This is a genomic window from Nocardioides oceani (genome assembly GCF_030412965.1).
Classification (GTDB): Bacteria; Actinomycetota; Actinomycetes; order Propionibacteriales; family Nocardioidaceae; genus Nocardioides; species Nocardioides oceani.
In genome coordinates, this window is sequence record NZ_JAUHJQ010000004.1 from 35,465 (window position 1) to 55,382 (window position 19,918).

Sequence of the window (19,918 nt, forward strand, 5' to 3'; positions counted from 1 at the left end):
CCCAGGCCTGAGCGGGTCGAAACCCCCGCAACCGTCGCAGGAACGCAACCCCAGTCACCGGGTCTCGACACGGCTCGCTGGCGCTCGCCTGCTCAACCAGCAGGACGGCGTCCCCGCTGGTCAGGCGACGCCGCTGCGGACCACCGGACGCGGCCGGTAGATCGAGGACCGCCCGGCGGGGACCCGCTCCCAGGCGTCGTCGACGCCCGTGGTCATCTCCGCTGCGCCGAGGAACAGGTAGCCGTCGGGCGCGAGCACCTGCCGGACCCGGCGCAGGATGTCGCGCTTGGTCGCCAGGTCGAAGTAGATGAGCACGTTGCGCAGCATGACCACGTCGAAGGTCCCCATCGGCGGGAACGGGCGCACCAGGTTCAGGGTCCGGAAGCTCACCCGCGCCGCGATCTGCGGGTCCACCCGCCACCCGACGCCGGCCCGCTGGAAGTACCGCACCAGCGTCGTCGCCGGGAGCCCGCGGTTGACCTCCAGCTGGGAGTACTCCCCCGTCCGCGCGCGCTGCACCATCTCCTCGGACAGGTCGGTGGCGACGATCTCGACGCGGTGCCCGGCGACCGCCGGGCTGTCCTGCACGACCATGGACACGCTGTAGGGCTCCTGGCCGCTGGAGCACGCCGCGCACCACACCCGGATCGGCCGGCCGGGACGACGCCCGGCCAGCTCGGGGAGCACCAGCTGCTGCAGCGCGGTGAACGGCTCGGAGTCGCGGAACCACGACGTCTCGTTGGTGGTGAGCGCCTCGACCACCGCCCGCACCGCCGACGCCGTACGCCGCCGCTCGAGGTCGGCGACGTAGGCGTCGACGTCCGCGTGGCCGCCCGCGCGAGCCAGCGGCAGCAGCCGCGACTCCACGAGGTACTCCTTGCCCGCGGGCAGCACGATCGCGCTCTCGGCGCGGACCAGATCGGCGACGAAGGTGAAGGTGCGGGGACTGATGCTCATCGGTGGGCTCCTGCGGCGGGGACGGCGGCGCGCCGGGGCGAGAGCCTGCGCACCAGCTCGGGGGCGATGTCGGTGAGGGGCAGGACCTGCTCGGCGAGGCCGGCACCCGCGATCGCGCCCGGCATGCCCCACACCACGGAGCTGGCCTGGTCCTGGGCGAGCACGCTCCCGCCGGCGTCGACGAGGAGCTGGGCGCCGCGGCAGCCGTCCTGGCCCATGCCCGTCAGGACGACGCCGAGGGCCGCTCCCCCGACCGCCTCGACGGCCGACCGGAACAGCACGTCGACCGCCGGGCGGCAGTAGTTCTCGGGCGGCTCCTGCGAGAGCCTCGCCGTCAGCCGGCCGGGCCGGCCGGTCACGTGGAGGTGCTGGTCCCCGGGGGCGATGGTCACCGTCCCCGGCAGCAGCGGCTGGCCGTGCTCGGCCTCCACCACGCGCGCCGCGACGTTGCGGTCGAGCCGCGCCGCGAGCTGCCGGGTGAACAGCGGGGGCATGTGCTGGACGACCACCACGGGCACCGGCAACGGGGGCAGCGCCGCGAGCAGCGCTCCCAGCGCCTCGGGACCGCCGGTCGAGCTCCCCACGAGGACCACGCGGTGCCCACCGACCGGCGCCGGCCGCGGCGGCCGCAGGGCGGTCGGAGGGGCCTCGCGCGTCGGGACCACGGGAGGCGCGGTGGCGCCGAGGCGGGCGGCACGGTGGTGCGGCACCAGCGACTTGATGCGCGGGATGAGGGCGTCGCGGACCTGTTCCATGGACCGGCCCACGCTGCCGACGTTCGCCGGCTTGGCGACGTAGTCCGACGCGCCCGCGGCGAGGGCGTCGAGCGTCGCGACGGCGCCCCGCTCGGTGAGGGTGCTGAACATGATGACCGGCACCCTGTTGCCGGTGGCGCGGATGCGGCGCACCGCCTCGATGCCGTCGACCTCTGGCATCTCGATGTCCATGGTGACCAGGTCGGGACCGAGCGCGGCCACCTTCTCGACGCCGGCGCGGCCGTTGACGGCGGTGCCGACGACCTCGATGTCGGGATCGGCGGCCAGCAGGTCGCTCACCAGCCGGCGGATCACGACGGAGTCGTCGACGACCAGCACCTTGATCACGTTGCCACCGCTCCTTTGCCCGGTCCGGCCGTCGGCGGGTCCGCCCCACCATCGGCAGCCGGCGTGCGGACCTGAGGTCGCTAGCGGATCGCGCGCTCCACGTCCTGCCAGGGTCCGAGCAGCACCTCGGCGTCCGCTTCGTCGAGCAGGTCGACGGCGGCGAGCGCCTGCACCGTGCCCGACACCGCGTTCCAGACGCCGTACGCCGCGTCGCGCTCGGTCAGGCCGCCGCGCCCGAAGGCGACGGCCGCGGCGAGCTGGGCGTCGGCGGCGACCCGGAGCCGGTCGGTGACGGTGAGCACCCAGGTGGCGCGGTGCATGGCCGGCGCCCACAGCGCGGGCCGTGACCGGTGGCGGTCGACCACCTCGCGCCAAGCGCGCCGCGCGGCGTCGTCGCTCGATGCGAGGGCGCCGAGGACGTCATCGACCACCGGCAGCCCGACCGCGACCGTGTGGTCGCGGATGGTGACGCCCGATCGGAGCAGCGCCGTCACCATCGAGCGCCGTTGCTGCGGGGCCAGGTCCTCCTCGAGGTAGCAGGCGAGCGCGGCGTCGGCGAGCACGTCGGCGGCCTCGGACGCCGCCGGGTCCTGGACCGCGAGGTCGCCGCTGCGCACCCAGGTCCGCTCGAGCGCGTCGTGGCGCAGGAACCGCTCGAGCGCAGCGGCGTCGCCGAGCAGGGACGTCTCCAGACTGCGCAGCGCGATCCCGTCCCGGGCGAGCTCGCCGGCGGTGCGCGTGCGTCCGGCCGGGACCGGCACGGCCCCGGCCCACCGGGCACGCGCCGGGTCGCCGGGGTGCTGTTCGGCGAGCGCGGCGAGGTCGGTCCCGGTGCACGTCAGCGCCGTGCGCAGGACCGCCGCGGCGCGAGCCCCGCCCGGCAGTCGGACCAGGTCGAAGCCGAGCGCCGACATGCCCACCAGGGTGTACGGCACCTCTCCGCCTCCTCGTCACGCCGACGTCCTCGAGCGCCCCGGTACCCGTACCTGCGAGCCTCGGACGGCCACGTCCCACGCGGGGCACGGGCCGCACAGACGCACGGGCCGCAGGAACGCACCGCGGCCGGCCGGACCCCATGGTCCGGCCGGCCCGTGCTCGTGCCCCGTTCCGCTGGCGGAGCGGGCCTGCCGCTGCTCAGGCCTTGAAGTAGGCCACCGACCCCCGGAGCTCGGCGGCCATGCGGGAGAGCTCGTCGACGGCCACGCGGGACTGGTTCATCGCCTCGGTCGTCGAGACCGCCGCCTGGGAGACGCCGGCGATGTTGCTGGCGATCTCGTTGCCACCCGTCGCAGCCTCCGCCACGTTGCGCGACATCTCGTTCGTCGTCGCCGTCTGCTCCTCCACCGCCGAGGCGATCGTCAGCTGGTAGTCGTTGATCGAGGTGATGATCGACGCGATCTCACCGATCGCCTCCACCGCACCACCGGTGTCACCCTGGATCGCCTCCACCCGACGAGCGATGTCCTCGGTCGCCCGCGCCGTCTCCTGCGCCAGCTCCTTCACCTCGTTCGCCACCACCGCGAACCCCTTGCCCGCCTCACCCGCACGAGCCGCCTCGATCGTCGCGTTCAACGCCAACAGGTTCGTCTGCTCCGCGATCGAGGTGATCACCTTCACCACGTTCCCGATCTCCTGGCTCGACGTCCCCAGCTTCGCCACCGTCTCGTTCGTCAGCTCCACCGTCGACACCGCCTGCGACGCCACCCGAGCAGCCTCGTTCGCCGACTGCGCGATCTCCCGGATCGAAGCACCCATCTGCTCCGCACCCGCCGCCACCGTCGACACGTTCCGCGACACCTCCTCCGCAGCACCCGACACCACACCCGCCTGCACCGACGTCTCCTCCGCACCCGCAGCGATCTGCTGCGCGGAGGCCGACAGCTGCTCCGAGGCGGCCGCGACCGCGTCGGCCGACCCGCTGATCGAGGCCATCAGCTCGCGCAGCTTGGCTGTCGCGGCGTCCATCCCGGTCGCCATCTGGCCGAGCTCGTCGCGGCTCGACACCTCCGCGCGGCGGGTCAGGTCGCCCGCGGCCACGGCGTCGATGACCGCCTTCACGCGGCTGGTGTTGCGAGCCACGCCCCGGGCGACGGCCCACCCCAGCGCGAGCGCGAGCGCCACGCCGAGGAGCAGCACGACGACCATGGTCGTGCGAGTGGAGGCGTAGGAGTCCTCGACGGCCGCGACCGCGTCCGCCCCGGAGGACCGCTCGTGCTGCAGGAGCGACTCGACCGCCCCGCCCATCCGGTCGGTCAGGGGGCTGACCCGCCGCTCGTTCACGGCCGACCAGGCCTCGACCCGACCGGCCAGCGCCAGCGCGGCCATGTCGGTCGTCTGGATCTCGATGTACTCCTCCGAGGCGGTCGCGAGGTCCTCGAAGGCCGGTCGCAGCTCGGCGTCGACCCCGGTGGCGTCGTACGCCTCGATAGCCGTGCGCAGCTCGTCGTACGCCGCCGCGAGCTCCTCGAGTGCGGCCTGCTTGTCGGCCCGGGATGTCTTGATGATCGTGTCCCGGGCGCGCAGCCGCATGTCCCCGATCGCGATCTGCATGTCGGCGGCGGTGTCGACGCCGACCAGGTTCTCCGCGTAGAGCTCGCGGGCGTCGTCGGTGGTCGACCCCAGCGAGCGGATCCCGTTGACCCCGACCACGGTGGCCACCAAGGCGGCGACCGTGACGGCGGCGAGGATCTTGACGCGGATGGGAAGGTCGGCGAACCGCTGCACCGGGGAGCGGCGGGTCACGGGCGTGCTGGTCATGCGGGTGCTCCTGTCAGGGGGGCGAGGGGATTCGGTGGGAGGTCCCGGTCAGCGGACGGTGAAGCGCGAGACCTCGTCCCGCAGCGCGCCGGCGAGCTGGGCGATCTCGCTCACGGCGGCGTGCGCCTGGGACACCGCCTGGGTGGTGGACTCGGCGCCGGCGGCCACGCCGGCGATGTTGCTGGCGATCTCGTTGCCACCCGTCGCAGCCTCCGCCACGTTGCGCGACATCTCGTTCGTCGTCGCCGTCTGCTCCTCCACCGCCGAGGCGATCGTCAGCTGGTAGTCGTTGATCGAGGTGATGATCGACGCGATCTCACCGATCGCCTCCACCGCACCACCGGTGTCACCCTGGATCGCCTCCACCCGACGAGCGATGTCCTCGGTCGCCCGCGCCGTCTCCTGCGCCAGCTCCTTCACCTCGTTCGCCACCACCGCGAACCCCTTGCCCGCCTCACCCGCACGAGCCGCCTCGATCGTCGCGTTCAACGCCAACAGGTTCGTCTGCTCCGCGATCGAGGTGATCACCTTCACCACGTTCCCGATCTCCTGGCTCGACGTCCCCAGCTTCGCCACCGTCTCGTTCGTCAGCTCCACCGTCGACACCGCCTGCGACGCCACCCGAGCAGCCTCGTTCGCCGACTGCGCGATCTCCCGGATCGAAGCACCCATCTGCTCCGCACCCGCCGCCACCGTCGACACGTTCCGCGACACCTCCTCCGCAGCACCCGACACCACACCCGCCTGCACCGACGTCTCCTCCGCACCCGCAGCGATCTGCTGCGAGCCGGCGGAGAGCTCCTCGGCCGCACCGGCCACGGCCTGGGCGGACTCGCCCACTGCCGTCACGATCTGGGCGACGGAGCCGATCGAGGCGTTCAGCGCCTGCTCGAGCTGGCCCAGCTCTGCGGTGGAGACCTCGTCGACGCGGCGCGTCAGGTCGCCGCCCGCGAGGGCCTGCAGCACGTCGATGCCCCGGCGCAGCGGCCGGGTGATGGAGCGGGCGATGAGGAACGCCAGCCCGCCGAGGACGAGCATGCCGAGCACGGCCACCAGGACGATCCGGAGCATCATCGCGCTGCGGGCGTCGTCGACCTCGTTCGTCTTGGCCTCGGCGGCGAGGGTGAGGTCGTCGATCGCCGAGCCGAGGAGGTCGTCGACCGCGTCGTTCGCCTCCTGGATCTCCTCGACCCGCGCGAGCATCGCGGCCTGGTCCTCGACGGCTCCGTCCACGAACCGGGCGATGTCACGGCCGTAGGTGTCGAGGGACGCCCCGAACGCCGCGACCTGCTCGGGCCTGACCTCGGCGGTGGTCGCCGGCAGCGAGGCGACCAGGGCCTCCATCGTGGCCACGTCGTCCTCGACGTCCTTGGCGACCGATTGCGGACGCTCGGCGGTGAGGGACTTCAGCGCGTCGTACTTCAGCTCGCTGGAGCGGGTGTCGATGGCGTGCATGCCCGACCGGGTGTCCTCGAGGGCCGCGAGCTCCTCGCTGAGCCCGTCGACCTGCTGGAGGCCGTGGACGGCGACGCCGGTGATGACGACGGCGGTCGTGACGCCGATGCCGGCGATGGCGGCCAGGCGACGCCCGACCGACCAGGTGACGAGGTTCTTCATGATGGGTTCTCCCGGTGGGTGTCAGGCGGCGACGGCGCGGTCGACGTCGAGGGCGAGCAGCAGCTGGTCCTCGAGCTTGTAGGCGCCGAGGATGAGGTCGCGGGCGACGCCCACGAGCGTGTCCGGAGGGGGCTCGAACTGGTCGGCCTCGACGTCGACGACAGAGCCGATGCTGTCGACGAGCAGCGCGACCGGCTCCCCGGAGACGCGGATGACCACGAGCATCGGCTCCTGGTCGGTCGAGTACGCCGCGAGCCCGAGCTGCTCGCGCAGGTCGACCGCCGAGAGGACCTGGCCCCGCAGGTTGATCAGCCCGGCCACGCTGGTCGGCGCGAGCGGGATGCGGGTGCGCGGCTGGCCGCGCAGGACCTCCTGGACGGCGTCGACGTCGACGCCGTACACGCGCTCGTCGAGGGTGAAGGTCACCAGTCGGGTGCTCACAGCGCCTCCGTCAGCTCGGTCGCCGCCTCGAGGGGAGCGTGGTCGTAGAAGCCTGGGTCGGCGGCGAGGATCGCGGCGCGGACGTCGAGCAGCTCGACGATGCGGTCGCGCACGAGCGCCGACCCGAGCAGGCCGTGGTCGTCGATGTCGCTGCGCACCTGGGCGTCCTCGTCGACGATGTCGATGATCTCCTCGACCACGATCGCGACGCTGCGGTCGCCGGCGGAGTAGACGACGACGGTCAGCTCGTCGTGCTGCTTCTCGCCGAAGGCACCGAGGTGCCGGTCGAGCCGCAGGAGCGGGAGGATCGCGCCGCGGTACTGGACGACCTCGCGGCTGCCGACCTGCTCCACCGCGGACGCGGCGATGCTCTCGAGCCGGGTCACCGAGGAGAGCGGGATCGCGACGCGGCGTCCTCCCGCGATGCCGACCACCAGCATCCGCAGGTGGTCGGTGGCGGCCGTGGTCTCGACAGTCGTGGCGTGGCCGGTCGCCCGCTCCAGGGCCTCGGCGGAGAGCACCCGCCGGGCGAGCGCCTGCACGTCGAGGATGAGCGCCACGCGCCCGTCGCCGAGGATCGTCGCGCCGGAGTAGGTCCCCAGCTCCTTGATCCGCGAGGTCAACGGCTTCACGACGATCTCCTCGGTGCTGAGCACGCGGTCGATCACCAGGCCGAACCGCTTGCCCTCGGCCTGGAGCACCGCGATGAGCACGTGCCCGTCGGAGCGAACCGACTCGACGCCGAGCACGTCGGCGAGCCGGACGAGCGGCAGCAGCGCGCCGCGCAGCCGGTAGACGCTCGCCCCGTTGACGTCCTCGACCTCGCTGGCCGCGCGGTCGGCGTCGAGCGCGACCAGCTCCAGGAGGCTCACCTGGGGGATGGCGTACCGGTCGCCGGCACACTCGACGGTCAGCGCAGGCACGATCGCGAGGGTCAGCGGGATGCGCAGCCGGCAGGTCGTGCCGCGCCCGAGCACGGACTCCACCTCGATGGTGCCGCCCATCGCCTCGATGTTGGTCTTGACCACGTCCATGCCGACCCCGCGGCCGGAGACGTTGGTGACCGCCGCGGCGGTGGAGAACCCGGGCGTGAAGATCAGCTGCAGCACGTCGGCGTGGGACATCGCCTCGAGCTGGGCGGGGGTGCGCAGGCCGCGCTCGACGGCCTTGGCCGACACGCGGGCGGGGTCGATGCCGCTGCCGTCGTCGCAGACCTCGACGACGACCTGGCCGCCCTCGTGGTAAGCCCGGAGGGTCAGCACACCCTGCGCCGGCTTGCCCGCGACCAGGCGGTCCGCGGCGCTCTCGAGGCCGTGGTCGACCGCGTTGCGGACCAGGTGCGTGAGCGGGTCCTTCACCGACTCCAGCAGCGAGCGGTCCAGCTCGGTCTCGCGTCCCTCCATCACCAGCTCGACGGACTTGTCCAGCGCCGAGCCCAGGTCGCGGACGACCCGCGGCAGCTTCGACCACAGGTGGTCGATGGGCTGCATGCGTGTCTTCATCACGCCCTCCTGCAGCTCGCTGGCGATCAGGTTCAGCCTCTGCGCGGCGCCGGCCAGCTCCTGGTCGGCGCTCTGGGCACCCGCGTGACGCACGATCTGGTTGCGGGTGAGCACCAGCTCCCCGACGAGCCGCATGAGGGTGTCGAGCAGGTCGACGTCGACCCGGATCGACGCGTCCGCGACGTTCCTGCGGGCGGGCTCCGTGGCCTCCACGTCCTGGGCATCGTGCGGTGCGGGCGCGACGGCCGTGCCCGCCTCCAGGCGGGCGTCCAGGGGGGCGTCCGGTGCCGGTGCGGAGGTCGGAGCGGGCGCCAGGGCAGGCGCGGCGCCCGGCATCGGGTCGGCCGTTCGGCCCTCGAGGAGGGCGGTGACCCGCGCGACGACCGCCTCCACGTCGACGTCGCCTTCGCCACCGGTCGCCTCGATGGAGGTCAGCAGCTCGCGGACCACGTCGACCATCGCCAGCAGGGTGTCGGTCGTGGCGGCGGTCATCGACATCTTGCCGTCACGGAGCCGGGCGAGGAGGTTCTCGCCGACGTGGGTGACCGCCTCGAGTCGCCCGAACGCGAGGAACCCGCTGGTCCCCTTGATCGTGTGGATCGTGCGGAAGATGCTCGCCAGCAGGTCCCGGGATCCGGGCTCCCGCTCGAGCGCGACCAGGTCGCGGTCCAGCTGGTCCAGGTTCTCGTGGCTCTCCACGAGGAACTCCTGGACGATCTCGTCCATCTCGTCCATGTGTGTGCTGCTGCCTTCCATCCATGTTCGGCAGCCCCTCCATCGGTCGCCGCGTGGCGGACCTGAGCCGAACCACCGGAGGGAGTCGTCTCGTCCTCGAAGACAGCGGTCCGGCACCTGCGACGGACGCGGAGGAGGGTCGCCGGGCGGCAGCGTTGTCCGCATGACGATCCTCCTCGCGGACCCGCGGGTCCGCGCCGTGCCGGTGGTCGAGTCCGGTGAGCCCCTCGTGCGCCTCGGCGCCGACCTCTCCCCCGCGGGCGCGCTCGTCCGGCGGGGGCTGGCCGAGCGCCTGGTCCGCGCCGACGCCGCGCTCCCGGCCGGCCTGCGGCTGCGCGTGCTCGAGGGGCACCGCAGCGCGGCCGACCAGCAGGCGATCATCACGGCGTACGCCGCGGAGCTGGCCGTCCTGCACCCGGGCCTCGGTGCGGCCCACCTCGAGCGGCTCACGAGCCGGTTCGTCGCCCCGCTCGACGTCGCCCCGCACGTGGCCGGTGCGGCGGTCGACCTGACCCTCGTCGACACGAGCAGCGACCCCGCGGGCGTCGAGCTCGACCTCGGCACGCCGGTCGACGCGACGCCGGAGCAGAGCGGCGGCCGGTGCTTCACCGCGGCCGCCGACATCCCGGCCGCGGCCCGGGCGCGGCGGGACCTGCTGGCGCGGGTGCTCGGGGACGAGGGGTTGGTCAACTACCCGACCGAGTGGTGGCACTGGAGCCACGGCGACCGGTACTGGGCGCTGCTCACCGGCGCCGACCACGCCCTCCACGGCCCGGTCGCCGAGGCGGTGGCCGCGTGAGCGCGCCGTGCCCCAGCGCCGTGGTGCCCGCCGCGCCGACCCGCCCGCTGCTGGAGGTGGACCTGGCCGCGGTCGGCGCGAACGTGCGGCTGCTGGCCGGTCGCACCGGCGGCGGGCTGATGGCCGTCGTCAAGGCCGACGGCTTCGGCCACGGCGCGGTCGACGTCGCGCGGACCGCCCTGGCCCACGGCGCCACCTGGCTCGGGGTGACCGGCCTCGCCGAGGCGCTGCCGCTGCGGGCGGCCGGGCTGCGGGCGCCGGTCCTGAGCTGGCTGAACCCCGTCGGCGCCGACTGGGCGGCCGCGATCGCCGCGGACGTCGACGTCGCCGTGCCGGGGCTCGAGCACCTCGCGGCGGTCGCCGCCGCCCCCGGTCGCGCCCGCGTGCACCTGCACGTCGACTGCGGCATGGCCCGCGACGGCGCGGCCCCGGCCACCTGGTCCGCGCTGTGCGCCGCGGCCCGCCGGGCCGAGCGGCGCGGCGAGGTCGAGGTGGTCGGCGTGATGGGTCACCTGGGCTGCGCCGAGGACCCGTCCGACGCGTGCAACGCCCGCGGACGCACCCGCTTCGCCTGGGCCCTGGAGACCGCGCGTGCGGCCGGCCTGCGCCCGGTGCACCGCCACCTCGCCTCCACCGCCGCGACGCTCACCGACCCGCGCACCCACCACACCATGAGCCGCGTCGGCGCCGGGCTGGTCGGCATCGACCCCTCCGGCACCACCGCCCTGCGCGGCGCGCTCACCCTGACCGCGCCGGTCGTGTCCGTGCGGCAGGTGCCCGCGGGCACGCCGGTGGGCTACGGCCACGAGCACCGGACCGCTCGGGCGACGCACCTGGCCCTCGTCCCCGTCGGGTACGGCGACGGGCTGCCGCGCGCCGCCTCCGGCCGGGCCGAGGTGGTCGTCCGCGGTCGGCGGCGGCCGGTGGTCGGCCGGCTCTCGATGGACCAGCTCGTCGTCGACGTCGGCGAGCGCCCGGTCCCGCCCGGGGAACCGGTCACCCTCCTCGGCCCGGGCGACGCCGGCGAGCCGACCGCCACCGACTGGGCGGGCTGGGCCGGCACCATCGCCCACGAGGTGGTCACCGGCCTCGGCGCCGCGACCCGCACCGGCACCCGGCTCGAGCGCCGCGTCGTCGGCGCTGCGCACCTGAGGAGCCTCGCGTGACCGCGCGCGTGGCCGTCATCGGCGGCGGGCGCAGCTGCGAGCACGACGTCTCGCTGGCCTCGGCCGCCTCCGTCGCCGACGCGCTCGACCCGGCGGCGTACGACGTCGTGCGGCTGAGCATCGACCGCGACGGCTCGTGGCTCGACGACCGGGGCACGCGCCTCGACCTCGCCGACGCGGTCGCGGTGCTCGCCGGCTGCGACGTCGTGCTCCCCGTGGTGCACGGCCCCCACGGCGAGGACGGCACCCTCGCCGCCCTCTGCGAGCTGGCCGGCCGGCCCTACGTCGGCTCGGGCGTCGGCGCCGGTGCCGTCGCCATGGACAAGTGGGTCACCAAGCTCGTGGCGGAGGCGATCGGCATCGCGACCGCGCCCGGCCGCCTCGTGACCGCCGCGACCGCTCCTGGCCTCGCCTGGACCGGCCCCGTCGTGGTCAAGCCGGTCGCCGCCGGTTCCAGCCACGGCGTCACCCTGGTCCGCGCACCCGAGGAGCTCGCGGCCGCCCTCGACGCCGCGCTCGCGCTCGACGACCGCGTCCTGGTCGAGGAGGTCGTCGTCGGCCGTGAGGTCGACGTGGCGGTCCTGCGCCGGGCGGACGGTTCGCTGGTCGCCTCCCCCGCACTGGAGATCGTCGTCGACGGGCTCTTCGACCTGGACGCGAAGTACGGCGGCGGCGCCGACCTCCGCGTGCCCGCGGCGCTCGACGAGGTGGACGCCAAGGCGCTCGAGTCGGCCGCGCTGGCGACGTACGCCGCCCTCGGCTGCGACGGCGTCGCGCGGGTCGACTTCTTCCTGACCGACGCCGGGCTGGTCCTCAACGAGGTCAACACCGTGCCGGGCATGACCGAGCACTCGCAGGTGCCGCGCATGTTCGCCGCCGCCGGCCTGCCGTACGCCGCGCTGCTCGACGAGCTCGTCCGCGGCGCGCTCGCGTGAGGGGGCGGGTCGACGGCATCGACCTGCTGCGCGGGGTGGCCGTCGGTCTCGTGCTGCTGCGGCACGCGGCCCCGGACCTCTTCCCGGGCGCCGGCGTCGTCGGGGTCGTGGTCTTCTTCGCGCTCTCGGGCCACCTGATCACCGGGCTGCTGCTCCACGAGGTGGGCCGCACGGGCCGGATCGACCTGCGCCGCTTCTACCGGCGGCGGGCGGTGCGGCTGGTGCCGCCGCTGCTCGTGCTCGTGGCGGGCGTGGTCGTGGTGACCCTCGCCCTCGACCCGCTCGGCGACCGGGACCGGCTCGGCGACACGGTGCTGGTCGCGCTCACCTGGACCGCGGACCTGCCCCTCGGCGACCCCAGCGACGCGACGTTCCACCTGTGGACCCTGGCGCTGGAGGAGCAGTTCTACCTGGTCTGGCCGGCGCTGCTGCTGCTCGCCGTGCCTCGGCGCCGCACGGGCACCCTGCTGGTCGTGGCGGCCGGCGGCTGCCTGCTCGCCTGCGTCGCGACGGTGGTGTGGCTGCGCGCCGACCCGGACCTGGCCTACGCGCTGCCGACCTCGTGGGCGGTCTGCTTCGTCGTCGGCGCGGCGTCCCGCGTCCACGCCGAGCACCTCCGCCCGTCACCGCCGGTGGTCCTCGCCGCCCTCGGCGCGCTGGGGCTCCTCGCCGTGGTTCCATTGCGCGGTCACGCGCTCACCTACCTGGCAGGAGGCCCGGCCATCGCGCTCCTCACGGCGGTCGTGCTGTCCTCCTGGCGCAGCTGGACGACCGTGGACGCCCCGCTCCTGCGGCCGTTGGTGTGGCTCGGGACCGTGTCCTACGCGGCGTACCTGTGGAACTACCCGCTGACCGTCTGGCTCCGCCCGCACACCGACCTCGCCGGCCCGCTCGCGGTCGTGCTGACGCTCGGGTGCGCGGCGCTGAGCTGGCGGTACGTCGAGGCGCCGCTGCAGCGCCGGCGCGAGGCCTCCCCCGGCCAGGCCCCGGTGGCCGCATGAACGCCGTGCCGGCCTGGCAGCGGTGGATCCCCGACGCGTCCGCCGGTGTCGCCGCGCTGGCCCTCGGGGTCATCGAGGTCCGCGGGAACGCCCTGCTCGACGGTGGCGCAGCTGCGTACGTCATCGTGCTGGCCGTCGCCGTGGCGGTCGGGCTCTCGCGGGCCCTGCCCTCCGGGTCGCTCGCGGCGGCCTGGGTCGCGCTGGCCGTGCAGGTCACCAGCGGAACCCCCGCGATGCTCGTCGAGGTGCTGCTCGCGGTCGCGGCGTTCGGCTGCGCCCGCTGGGGCCGGGCCGCCACGGTCTGGCTCAGCGGCCTCTCGATGCCGCTCGGCGCGGTCATCGGCGTGCTCTGGCTCGACAGCGACCTCGTCTACCGCGCGCTCGACCTGGTCGGGGTGCGGCTGCTCGCTCAGACCGCCTACCGGGGCGGCGACTGGCGGGTGCCGGCCAGCCTGCTGATCCTGGCGCTGCTGGCCACCCCGTGGCTGGCCGGGCTCGCGCTCCGGTTCCTCGACCGCGCGCGCACCTCGCGGGTCTCCCAGGTCGCCGCGGAGGCCGAGCGCGACCAGGCCGAGGAGATCGCCCGGCTGCGCGAGGGCCAGGCCCAGCTGGCCCGCGACGTGCACGACGTCGTCGGCCACTCGCTGGCGGTGATCCTCGCCCAGGCCGAGTCCGCGCAGTACCTCCCCGACACCGACCGCGACGCCCACGTCGAGGCGCTCCGCCGCACCATGGCCAACATCGCCACCTCGGCCCGCACCTCGCTCCAGGACGTCCGTCAGGTGCTCAGCGCCTCCTCTGGCGCAGCGCCGGCCGCCGGCCAGCACGGCGACCTCGACGCCCTCCTCGAGGGCGTCCGGGCCAGCGGCCACGAGGTCGTCTCCTCCGAGGTCGGCACGCCGCGTCCGCTGCCGCCCGAGCTCGAGGTGGTCGCGTTCCGCGTGCTGCAGGAGATGCTGACCAACGCGATCCGCCACGGTCGCCGAGACGAGCCGGTCCTGGTCGAGCGGCACTGGGAGGGCGAGCTGCGGCTCGAGGTGCGCAACGTGATCGGCGCTCCGCCCGCCGCCGACGAGACCCGCCCGATGGCGGCCGTCGACCCCGCGGAGCTCTCCGCCCAGGCGACCGCCGGGCACGGGCTCGAGGGCATGCGCCGCCGCCTCGAGGCGGTCGGTGGCCGGCTCGACGTGCGCCGCCGGGAGGAGCCGGGCGGTGCGACCTTCACCGCCACCGCGTGGGTGCCGCTCCGGTCCGTGCCGCGGGGGGCCGGCCGGTGACCGGCGACATCGAGGTGCTGCTGGTCGACGACCAGGAGCTCTTCCGCGAGGGCGTGCGCGTCATCGTCGACGCGCAGGAGGGCATGCGCGTGGTCGGCGCGGCCGGCGACGGGCTCGAGGCGCTCCGCCTGGTCGACGAGCTCCAGCCCGACGTCGTGCTCATGGACATCCGGATGCCGGAGATGGACGGCGTCGAGGCGACCCGGCAGCTCTTCTCGCCCGACCGGGCAGCCCGGCGGGGCAAGCCGCTGCGGGTGGTCGTGCTGACGACGTTCAACCTCGACGACCGGGCGGCCACGGCGATCCGGTACGGCGCGAGCGGCTTCCTGCTCAAGGACACCACCCCGCTCATGCTGCGCGACGCGATCCGCACCGTGCACGCCGGCAACGCGGTGCTCGCGCCCCAGGACCTCTCGACGCTGCTCGACGGCCAGTTCCGCGCGCGAGCGGCCGTCCCGGCGGCGTACGCCGGGCTGACCGAGAAGGAGCGCGAGGTCTTCGCCGCCGTCGCACGGGGCCTGTCGAACACCGAGATCGCGGGACTGGTCTTCGCAAGCGAGTCCACGGTCAAGACCCACGTCGGGGCGATCCTGCGCAAGCTCGGGCTGCGCGACCGGGTGCAGATCGTCGTCTTCGCCCACGAGCACGGCCTGGCCGGCTGACTCCCCAGCCCCCTCAGCCGGGTCGGTCGGGCCTGCCCGTCCGGCGGGAGCCGCAGGCCCCGACCCACCACCCGGCGTCCCCCAGGCCGCGGTCGGGTCACCGGGTTTCGACACGCTCAGGCCTTGGCGGCCTTCGCTGCTCAACCAGCGGTGGGGCTCGGCGGCCTTCGCTGCTCAACCAGCAGTGGGGCTCGGCGGCCTTCGCTGCTCAACCAGCGGTGGGGCCTGGCGGCGTTCGCTGCTCAACCAGCAGTGGGGCCTGGCGGCCTTCCGCTGCTCGACCAGCGGGGCGCCGGCGCTCGGGCGGGCCGGGTGGGAGCGGCCTAGAAGCCGACGCGGCGCGGCGCGGACTCGCGCCGGACGACCTCGCCCTTGGCCTGGGCGGAGGCCTTCAGCTCGGCCTGGAAGTCGACCATCCGCTGCTGGAGCGCGGGGTCGGTCGCAGCGAGGATGCGCACGGCGAGCAGGCCGGCGTTGCGGGCGCCGCCGACCGCGACCGTGGCGACCGGCACGCCGGCCGGCATCTGCACGATCGAGAGCAGCGAGTCCATCCCGTCGAGGTAGCGCAGCGGCACCGGCACGCCGATCACCGGCAGTGGCGTCACCGCGGCGAGCATGCCGGGCAGGTGCGCCGCTCCCCCGGCCCCGGCGATGATCACCGACAGTCCCCGGCCGGCCGCCTCCTTGCCGTAGGCGAGCATCTCCTCGGGCATCCGGTGCGCGGAGACGACGTCCGCCTCGTGCGCGACCCCGAACTCCTCCAGCGCCTCCGCCGCCGCCTGCATCGTCGGCCAGTCGGAGTCCGACCCCATGACGATCCCGACGCGCGCCCCGGTCGGCCCACCCGTGCTGGTCATCTGCTCACTCGCTCTCGTTGCCGAGGTCGCCGCGGAACCAGGCGGCGGCGTGCCGCGCCCGCTCCAGGCAGTCCTCGAGGTCGTCGCCGTAGGCGTTGACGTGGCCGACCTTGCGGCCCGGCCGCGGCTCCTTGCCGTACAGGTGCACCCGCAGCTGCGGGTCGCGCGCCATCGCGTGCGGGTAGCCGTCCCAGAGCCGGCCGACCTCGGGGTCGGGGCCGCCGAGGATGTTGACCATGACCGTCCAGCGTGCCCGCGGTGCGGGTGAGCCGAGCGGCAGGTCCATGACCGCTCGGAGGTGGTTCTCGAACTGGCTGGTGACTGCGCCGTCCTGCGTCCAGTGGCCGGTGTTGTGCGGCCGCATCGCCAGCTCGTTGACCAGGACCCGCCCGTCGGTGGTCTCGAACAGCTCGACGGCCAGCACGCCGGTGACGCCGAGCTCGCCGGCGATCCGCAGTGCGACCTGCTGGGCGTGGGTCGCCAGGTCCGGGTCGAGGTCGGGCGCCGGGGCCACGACCTCGTGGCAGATGCCGTCGCGCTGCGTGCTGGCCACGACGGGGTACGCCGCGGCCTGGCCGCTCGGCGCGCGGACGACCAGCGCGGAGAGCTCGCGCCGGAACGCGACCCGCTCCTCGGCCAGGATCCGCACCCCGGTCTCGCGGGCGACGGCGAAGGCCTCGGCGCAGTCGTCGGTGTCGTCGACGAACCACACCCCCTTGCCGTCGTACCCGCCCCGGGTCGTCTTGAGGACGCACGGGACCCCGAACGCCTCGACGTCGGCGGTGTCGGCCACGATCGCGTTGCGGGGGCACTCGACGCCGAGCTCCGCGAGCCGCTCGCGCATCACGCCCTTGTCCTGGGCGTGGACCAGCGCGTCGGGACCGGGCCGGACGGCGACCCCGTCGGCCTCGAGGGCGTGGAGGTGCTCGGTCGGGACGTGCTCGTGGTCGAAGGTGACCACCGAGCAGCCGGCCGTGACCGCGCGCAGGGTCGGGAGGTCGCGGTGGTCGCCGACCTGGTGGTCGGGGATGACCTGGGCGGCGGAGACGCCGGGCGCCTCCGCGAGCAGCCGCAGGGGCAGCCCCAGCGCGATCGCCGGCTGGGCCATCATCCGGGCGAGCTGGCCACCGCCGATGACGGCCAGCGTGGGAGCGAGCTCAGGCACGTCGGCACCCTAGAGCAGACGGCCGAGCGGGTCCGCGGCCGGTCAGGCCGGCGGCTGCAGCTCGAACCGCAGGCCCTTGCCGCGGATCGTGGTGATCAGGTGCGGGTGGCGGCTGTCGTCGCCGAGCTTGCGACGGACCCAGCCCAGGTGGACGTCGATGGTCTTCGACGACGTCCAGAACGTCGTGTGCCACACGTCGCGCATCAGCTCGTCGCGGGTGACGATGTCGCCCGCGCGGGAGATCAGGGCCTGGACGAGGTCGAACTCCTTCCGGGACAGGACGATCTCCTCCTGACCACGCCACGCACGGCGGCTGTCGGGATCGACTCGGACGTCCTGCACCTCGAACACGTCGCAACCGTAGGCACGCCGGCGACCGGACCGGGAGGAAACGCCGGAAAGTGCCAGTGGCATTTTCCTGACACATCCCCCACCCCGACGGGTGAGACCGGTCTTAGTGTCTCCGGACGGCCAACGGCTCGACGATGCCGAACCCGCGGACCGGTCGCGCGGGCAGCCGACGGGTCTCGAACTGGTCGGCCGGGAGCAGGCCGGCGGTGGTCGCGTCGACGATCACCCGGTTGCGGCGCGCGACCGCGGTGAGCCGGGCGGCCATGTTGACCGGCGGGCCGAAGACGTCGCCGAGGCGCATCACGACCGAGCCGGTCGCCAGACCGAGGCGCACGTCGGGCATCCGCTGGTCACGGCCGATCACGTTGATGATCCCCTCGGCGATGTCGTAGGCCCGGACGGGGTCGTCGTTCACGAACAGCACCGAGTCGCCGATGCTCTTGATGACCCGGCCGCGCTGGATGGCCACCACGTCGGCGCAGCGGGACTCGAAGAGCTCCACCAGGTCGCCGATCCGCTCCTCGGTCAGCTGGTTGGACAGCGCGGTGAACGAGACGATGTCGGCGAAGCCCACGGTCAGGGTCGTGGTGTGGAGGTCCTCCTCGTCGGCGCCGAGCGCCTCGATCCGCGCGACCGCCGCCGCGAGGTGACGCCGCCACGCGTAGAGCAGGAGCTCCTCGAACGGCGCACCGAAGTGCTCGAGGAACCGTCGCGCGGAGCCCGCCCGGGTCCCCGTCGCGGCGTCGCCCTGCTCGAGCTCGTCGATGCGGTTGACCATCGCCGCGACCTCCCAGTCGGCGAGGCGCGCCATGTTCTGCCCCACGGCCCGGGTGATGTTGACGGCCAGGTCGAAGTCGAACAGGCCGGCCCGCACGCCGTCGACGAGGGTGGCGAGCGCGCGCCGGTCGGCGTCGGTGTACGCCGCCTCGTCGCCGTGCTCGGGGAAGCCGAGCGCGCGCCAGAGCCGCCGGGTCTCCTCGAGGCTGACCCCGGCCGCGTCGGCGACCTCGACGGCGCTGAACGCCGGGTCCTCGCCCAGGATCGTCCGGTGGAGGTCCTCAGGCACCTCGGGCACCGCGGGCCGGTCGGGGTCCGTCGACTCGTCGGAGCGGGCCGGCTGGTCGGGGTTCAGGTCAGGCACCTTCGTCGCGTCGGTCGGGGCGCGGGTCGTGGATCTCGTGGAGCAGGTCGTTGAGGCGGCGCTGCACGTCCTCGACGTGCGGGATGTCGGGCAGGCGCACCTGCCCGTGGGTGCTGGCGTCGCTGATCACCAGCGTGCCGCAGCCCAGCATCCGGTCGGTCAGGTGCAGCTCGATCGCCACGTCGCTGATCCGCGAGAGCGGGATGTCGTGCCCGCGCCGGGTCAGGACGCCGGTGCGGGTGACCAGCCGGCGGTCGGTGAAGGTGTAGGTCGCGGTCGTCCAGACCAGGAACGGCCACACGACGTACCGCACGAGCACGATGGCGGCGACCGCCCAGACGAAGATCGTGACGTAGCGGTTGTCGGCCAGCACCTGGACGACCACCGCCGCCGCGAGCGTCAGGACCAGCACGAGCAGGGGCACGAGGAGCGCCTTGACGTGCGTGCGGGTGCTGACGACGACGGACTCCCCGTCGCTCAACAGCTTCTGCGAGATGGCCACGCCAGGATCATGTCACCGATCACACCGGCGGCGTCGCGGTTCCCACCGGCGCCGACCGGGCCGGGGCCTGCTCAGCCGGCGGCGCGGACGTGCACGACGTCGCCGGCACCGACCGCCACCCGGCCACTCGGGCCGTCGACCACGAGGTGGCCGGAGGGGTCGATCGCGGTGGCCATGCCGGCCAGCACCGAGCCGTCGGGCAGGTCGACGCGGACGTCGCGGCCGACGGTCACGCACGCGTCGGCGTACGACTCCGCCAGCCGCATGCCGGCCAGGTCGCCGCCGGCCTGCCAGGTGTCGTACGCCTCACGCAGGCTCGCCAGGACGTCGACGAGGAGCGCCGTGCGGTCCGGCGCCCCGCGGTCGCCGGCCTCGATCGACAGCGACGTCGCTGTCGGCACCGGGAGCTCGTCGGCGGTGAGGCCGACGTTGATGCCGATGCCGACCACGGCGCAGGGGCCCTGCTCGGTCTCGATCCGCTCGACGAGGATGCCGGCCACCTTCCGGTCGTCGATGAGCACGTCGTTGGGCCACTTCACCCCGGCGTCGAAGCCGGCCGCCTTGAGCGCCTTGTCGACGGCGTACCCGGTGAGCAGCGGGAGCCACGGCCAGCTCCGCGTCGGCGCCGTCGGCCGCAGGAGCACCGAGAACGTCAGCGCCGAGCGGGCCGGGGTCTCCCACGACCGGTCCAGCCGCCCGCGCCCGGCGGTCTGGTGCTCGGTGACCACGACGAGGCCCTCCGGCGCACCGGCCCGTGCGCGTTCCACCACGAGCGCGTTGGTCGACGCCGCCTGCTCGACCACCTCCACGGACACGCCGGGCACGAGGTCCGGGCTGATGGCGGAGAGGACGGTCTCGTCAAGGGGTGGGCGCTCGGCCGACGTCACGGTCACGGGCACTACATTGACCCACGCCTCAACCACCATGCCAGCACCGACGCCAGCGAGGAG

Annotated in this window: 19 protein-coding genes; 6 read left to right on the top strand and 13 right to left on the bottom strand. The window is 74.3% G+C overall.

The features are described 5' to 3' along the window. Nucleotides 1-120 precede the first annotated feature (120 nt). From QWY28_RS11520 to QWY28_RS11550, 7 genes are all read right to left on the bottom strand, one after another. Nucleotides 121-957 carry a CheR family methyltransferase gene (locus QWY28_RS11520; RefSeq protein ID WP_300952696.1) on the bottom strand — a complete coding sequence of 279 codons (837 nt, stop codon included), beginning with the start codon at nt 955-957 and terminating at the stop codon, nt 121-123. Beyond that, on the bottom strand, nt 954-2,060 hold the full coding sequence (locus QWY28_RS11525; RefSeq protein WP_300952697.1) for a protein-glutamate methylesterase/protein-glutamine glutaminase: 1,107 nt from the start codon (nt 2,058-2,060) through the stop codon (nt 954-956). Before QWY28_RS11525 ends, QWY28_RS11520 begins: the two co-directional genes overlap by 4 nt. Nucleotides 2,061-2,140: 80 nt before the next feature. Further along, nucleotides 2,141-2,995 carry a hypothetical protein gene (locus tag QWY28_RS11530; protein WP_300952699.1) on the bottom strand — a complete coding sequence of 285 codons (855 nt, stop codon included), beginning with the start codon at nt 2,993-2,995 and terminating at the stop codon, nt 2,141-2,143. Between the two features lie 199 nt (nt 2,996-3,194). After that, entirely contained in the window at nt 3,195-4,817 is a 1,623-nt protein-coding gene (locus tag QWY28_RS11535) for a methyl-accepting chemotaxis protein (RefSeq protein WP_300952700.1), read from the bottom strand. Nucleotides 4,818-4,865: 48 nt separating this feature from the next. Then, entirely contained in the window at nt 4,866-6,434 is a 1,569-nt protein-coding gene (locus QWY28_RS11540; RefSeq protein ID WP_300952701.1) for a methyl-accepting chemotaxis protein, read from the bottom strand. Nucleotides 6,435-6,455: 21 nt separating this feature from the next. Next, entirely contained in the window at nt 6,456-6,875 is a 420-nt protein-coding gene (locus QWY28_RS11545) for a chemotaxis protein CheW (protein WP_300952702.1), read from the bottom strand. Continuing rightward, the gene (locus QWY28_RS11550; protein WP_300952703.1) at nt 6,872-9,112 is read right to left on the bottom strand and encodes a chemotaxis protein CheA; all 2,241 of its coding nucleotides are present in this window, start codon (nt 9,110-9,112) and stop codon (nt 6,872-6,874) included. The genes QWY28_RS11545 and QWY28_RS11550 overlap by 4 nt, the downstream gene beginning before the upstream one ends. Nucleotides 9,113-9,275: 163 nt before the next feature. Between QWY28_RS11550 and QWY28_RS11555 the strand changes: the two genes are divergently transcribed. Genes QWY28_RS11555 through QWY28_RS11580 form a run of 6 tightly spaced genes read left to right on the top strand, consistent with a single transcriptional unit; the run spans nt 9,276 to nt 14,952 of the window. Then, the gene (locus QWY28_RS11555) at nt 9,276-9,911 is read left to right on the top strand and encodes a M15 family metallopeptidase (RefSeq protein WP_300952704.1); all 636 of its coding nucleotides are present in this window, start codon (nt 9,276-9,278) and stop codon (nt 9,909-9,911) included. Continuing rightward, the gene (gene alr / locus QWY28_RS11560) at nt 9,908-11,077 is read left to right on the top strand and encodes an alanine racemase (protein ID WP_300952705.1); all 1,170 of its coding nucleotides are present in this window, start codon (nt 9,908-9,910) and stop codon (nt 11,075-11,077) included. The genes QWY28_RS11555 and alr overlap by 4 nt, the downstream gene beginning before the upstream one ends. Further along, nucleotides 11,074-12,012, top strand: a complete 939-nt coding sequence (locus tag QWY28_RS11565) for a D-alanine--D-alanine ligase family protein (protein ID WP_300952706.1) — start codon at nt 11,074-11,076, stop codon at nt 12,010-12,012. The genes alr and QWY28_RS11565 overlap by 4 nt, the downstream gene beginning before the upstream one ends. After that, complete coding sequence (locus tag QWY28_RS11570) at nt 12,009-13,013, top strand: acyltransferase family protein (RefSeq protein WP_300952707.1); 1,005 nt, start codon at nt 12,009-12,011, stop codon at nt 13,011-13,013. The genes QWY28_RS11565 and QWY28_RS11570 overlap by 4 nt, the downstream gene beginning before the upstream one ends. Next, nucleotides 13,010-14,290 carry a sensor histidine kinase gene (locus QWY28_RS11575; RefSeq protein ID WP_300952708.1) on the top strand — a complete coding sequence of 427 codons (1,281 nt, stop codon included), beginning with the start codon at nt 13,010-13,012 and terminating at the stop codon, nt 14,288-14,290. Before QWY28_RS11570 ends, QWY28_RS11575 begins: the two co-directional genes overlap by 4 nt. Next, nucleotides 14,287-14,952, top strand: coding sequence for a response regulator (locus QWY28_RS11580; protein WP_300952709.1), 666 nt, complete (start codon nt 14,287-14,289; stop codon nt 14,950-14,952). Before QWY28_RS11575 ends, QWY28_RS11580 begins: the two co-directional genes overlap by 4 nt. Nucleotides 14,953-15,275: 323 nt before the next feature. Here QWY28_RS11580 and purE read toward each other — a convergent pair whose 3' ends face one another. From purE to QWY28_RS11610, 6 genes are all read right to left on the bottom strand, one after another. Beyond that, nucleotides 15,276-15,809, bottom strand: coding sequence for a 5-(carboxyamino)imidazole ribonucleotide mutase (gene purE / locus QWY28_RS11585; RefSeq protein WP_300952710.1), 534 nt, complete (start codon nt 15,807-15,809; stop codon nt 15,276-15,278). A 4-nt stretch (nt 15,810-15,813) separates the two neighbouring features. Further along, nucleotides 15,814-16,974 carry a 5-(carboxyamino)imidazole ribonucleotide synthase gene (locus QWY28_RS11590; protein ID WP_300952712.1) on the bottom strand — a complete coding sequence of 387 codons (1,161 nt, stop codon included), beginning with the start codon at nt 16,972-16,974 and terminating at the stop codon, nt 15,814-15,816. 42 nt (nt 16,975-17,016) lie between these two features. Beyond that, entirely contained in the window at nt 17,017-17,325 is a 309-nt protein-coding gene (locus tag QWY28_RS11595) for a winged helix-turn-helix domain-containing protein (RefSeq protein WP_300952713.1), read from the bottom strand. Nucleotides 17,326-17,428: 103 nt separating this feature from the next. Next, on the bottom strand, nt 17,429-18,466 hold the full coding sequence (locus QWY28_RS11600; protein ID WP_300952714.1) for an adenylate/guanylate cyclase domain-containing protein: 1,038 nt from the start codon (nt 18,464-18,466) through the stop codon (nt 17,429-17,431). Continuing rightward, nucleotides 18,459-18,968, bottom strand: coding sequence for a PH domain-containing protein (locus QWY28_RS11605; protein ID WP_300952715.1), 510 nt, complete (start codon nt 18,966-18,968; stop codon nt 18,459-18,461). The genes QWY28_RS11600 and QWY28_RS11605 overlap by 8 nt, the downstream gene beginning before the upstream one ends. A gap of 71 nt (nt 18,969-19,039) precedes the next feature. Further along, a complete protein-coding gene (locus QWY28_RS11610) occupies nt 19,040-19,861 on the bottom strand; it encodes a biotin--[acetyl-CoA-carboxylase] ligase (protein ID WP_300952716.1) in 822 nt (273 codons plus the stop codon). Nucleotides 19,862-19,918 lie beyond the last annotated feature (57 nt).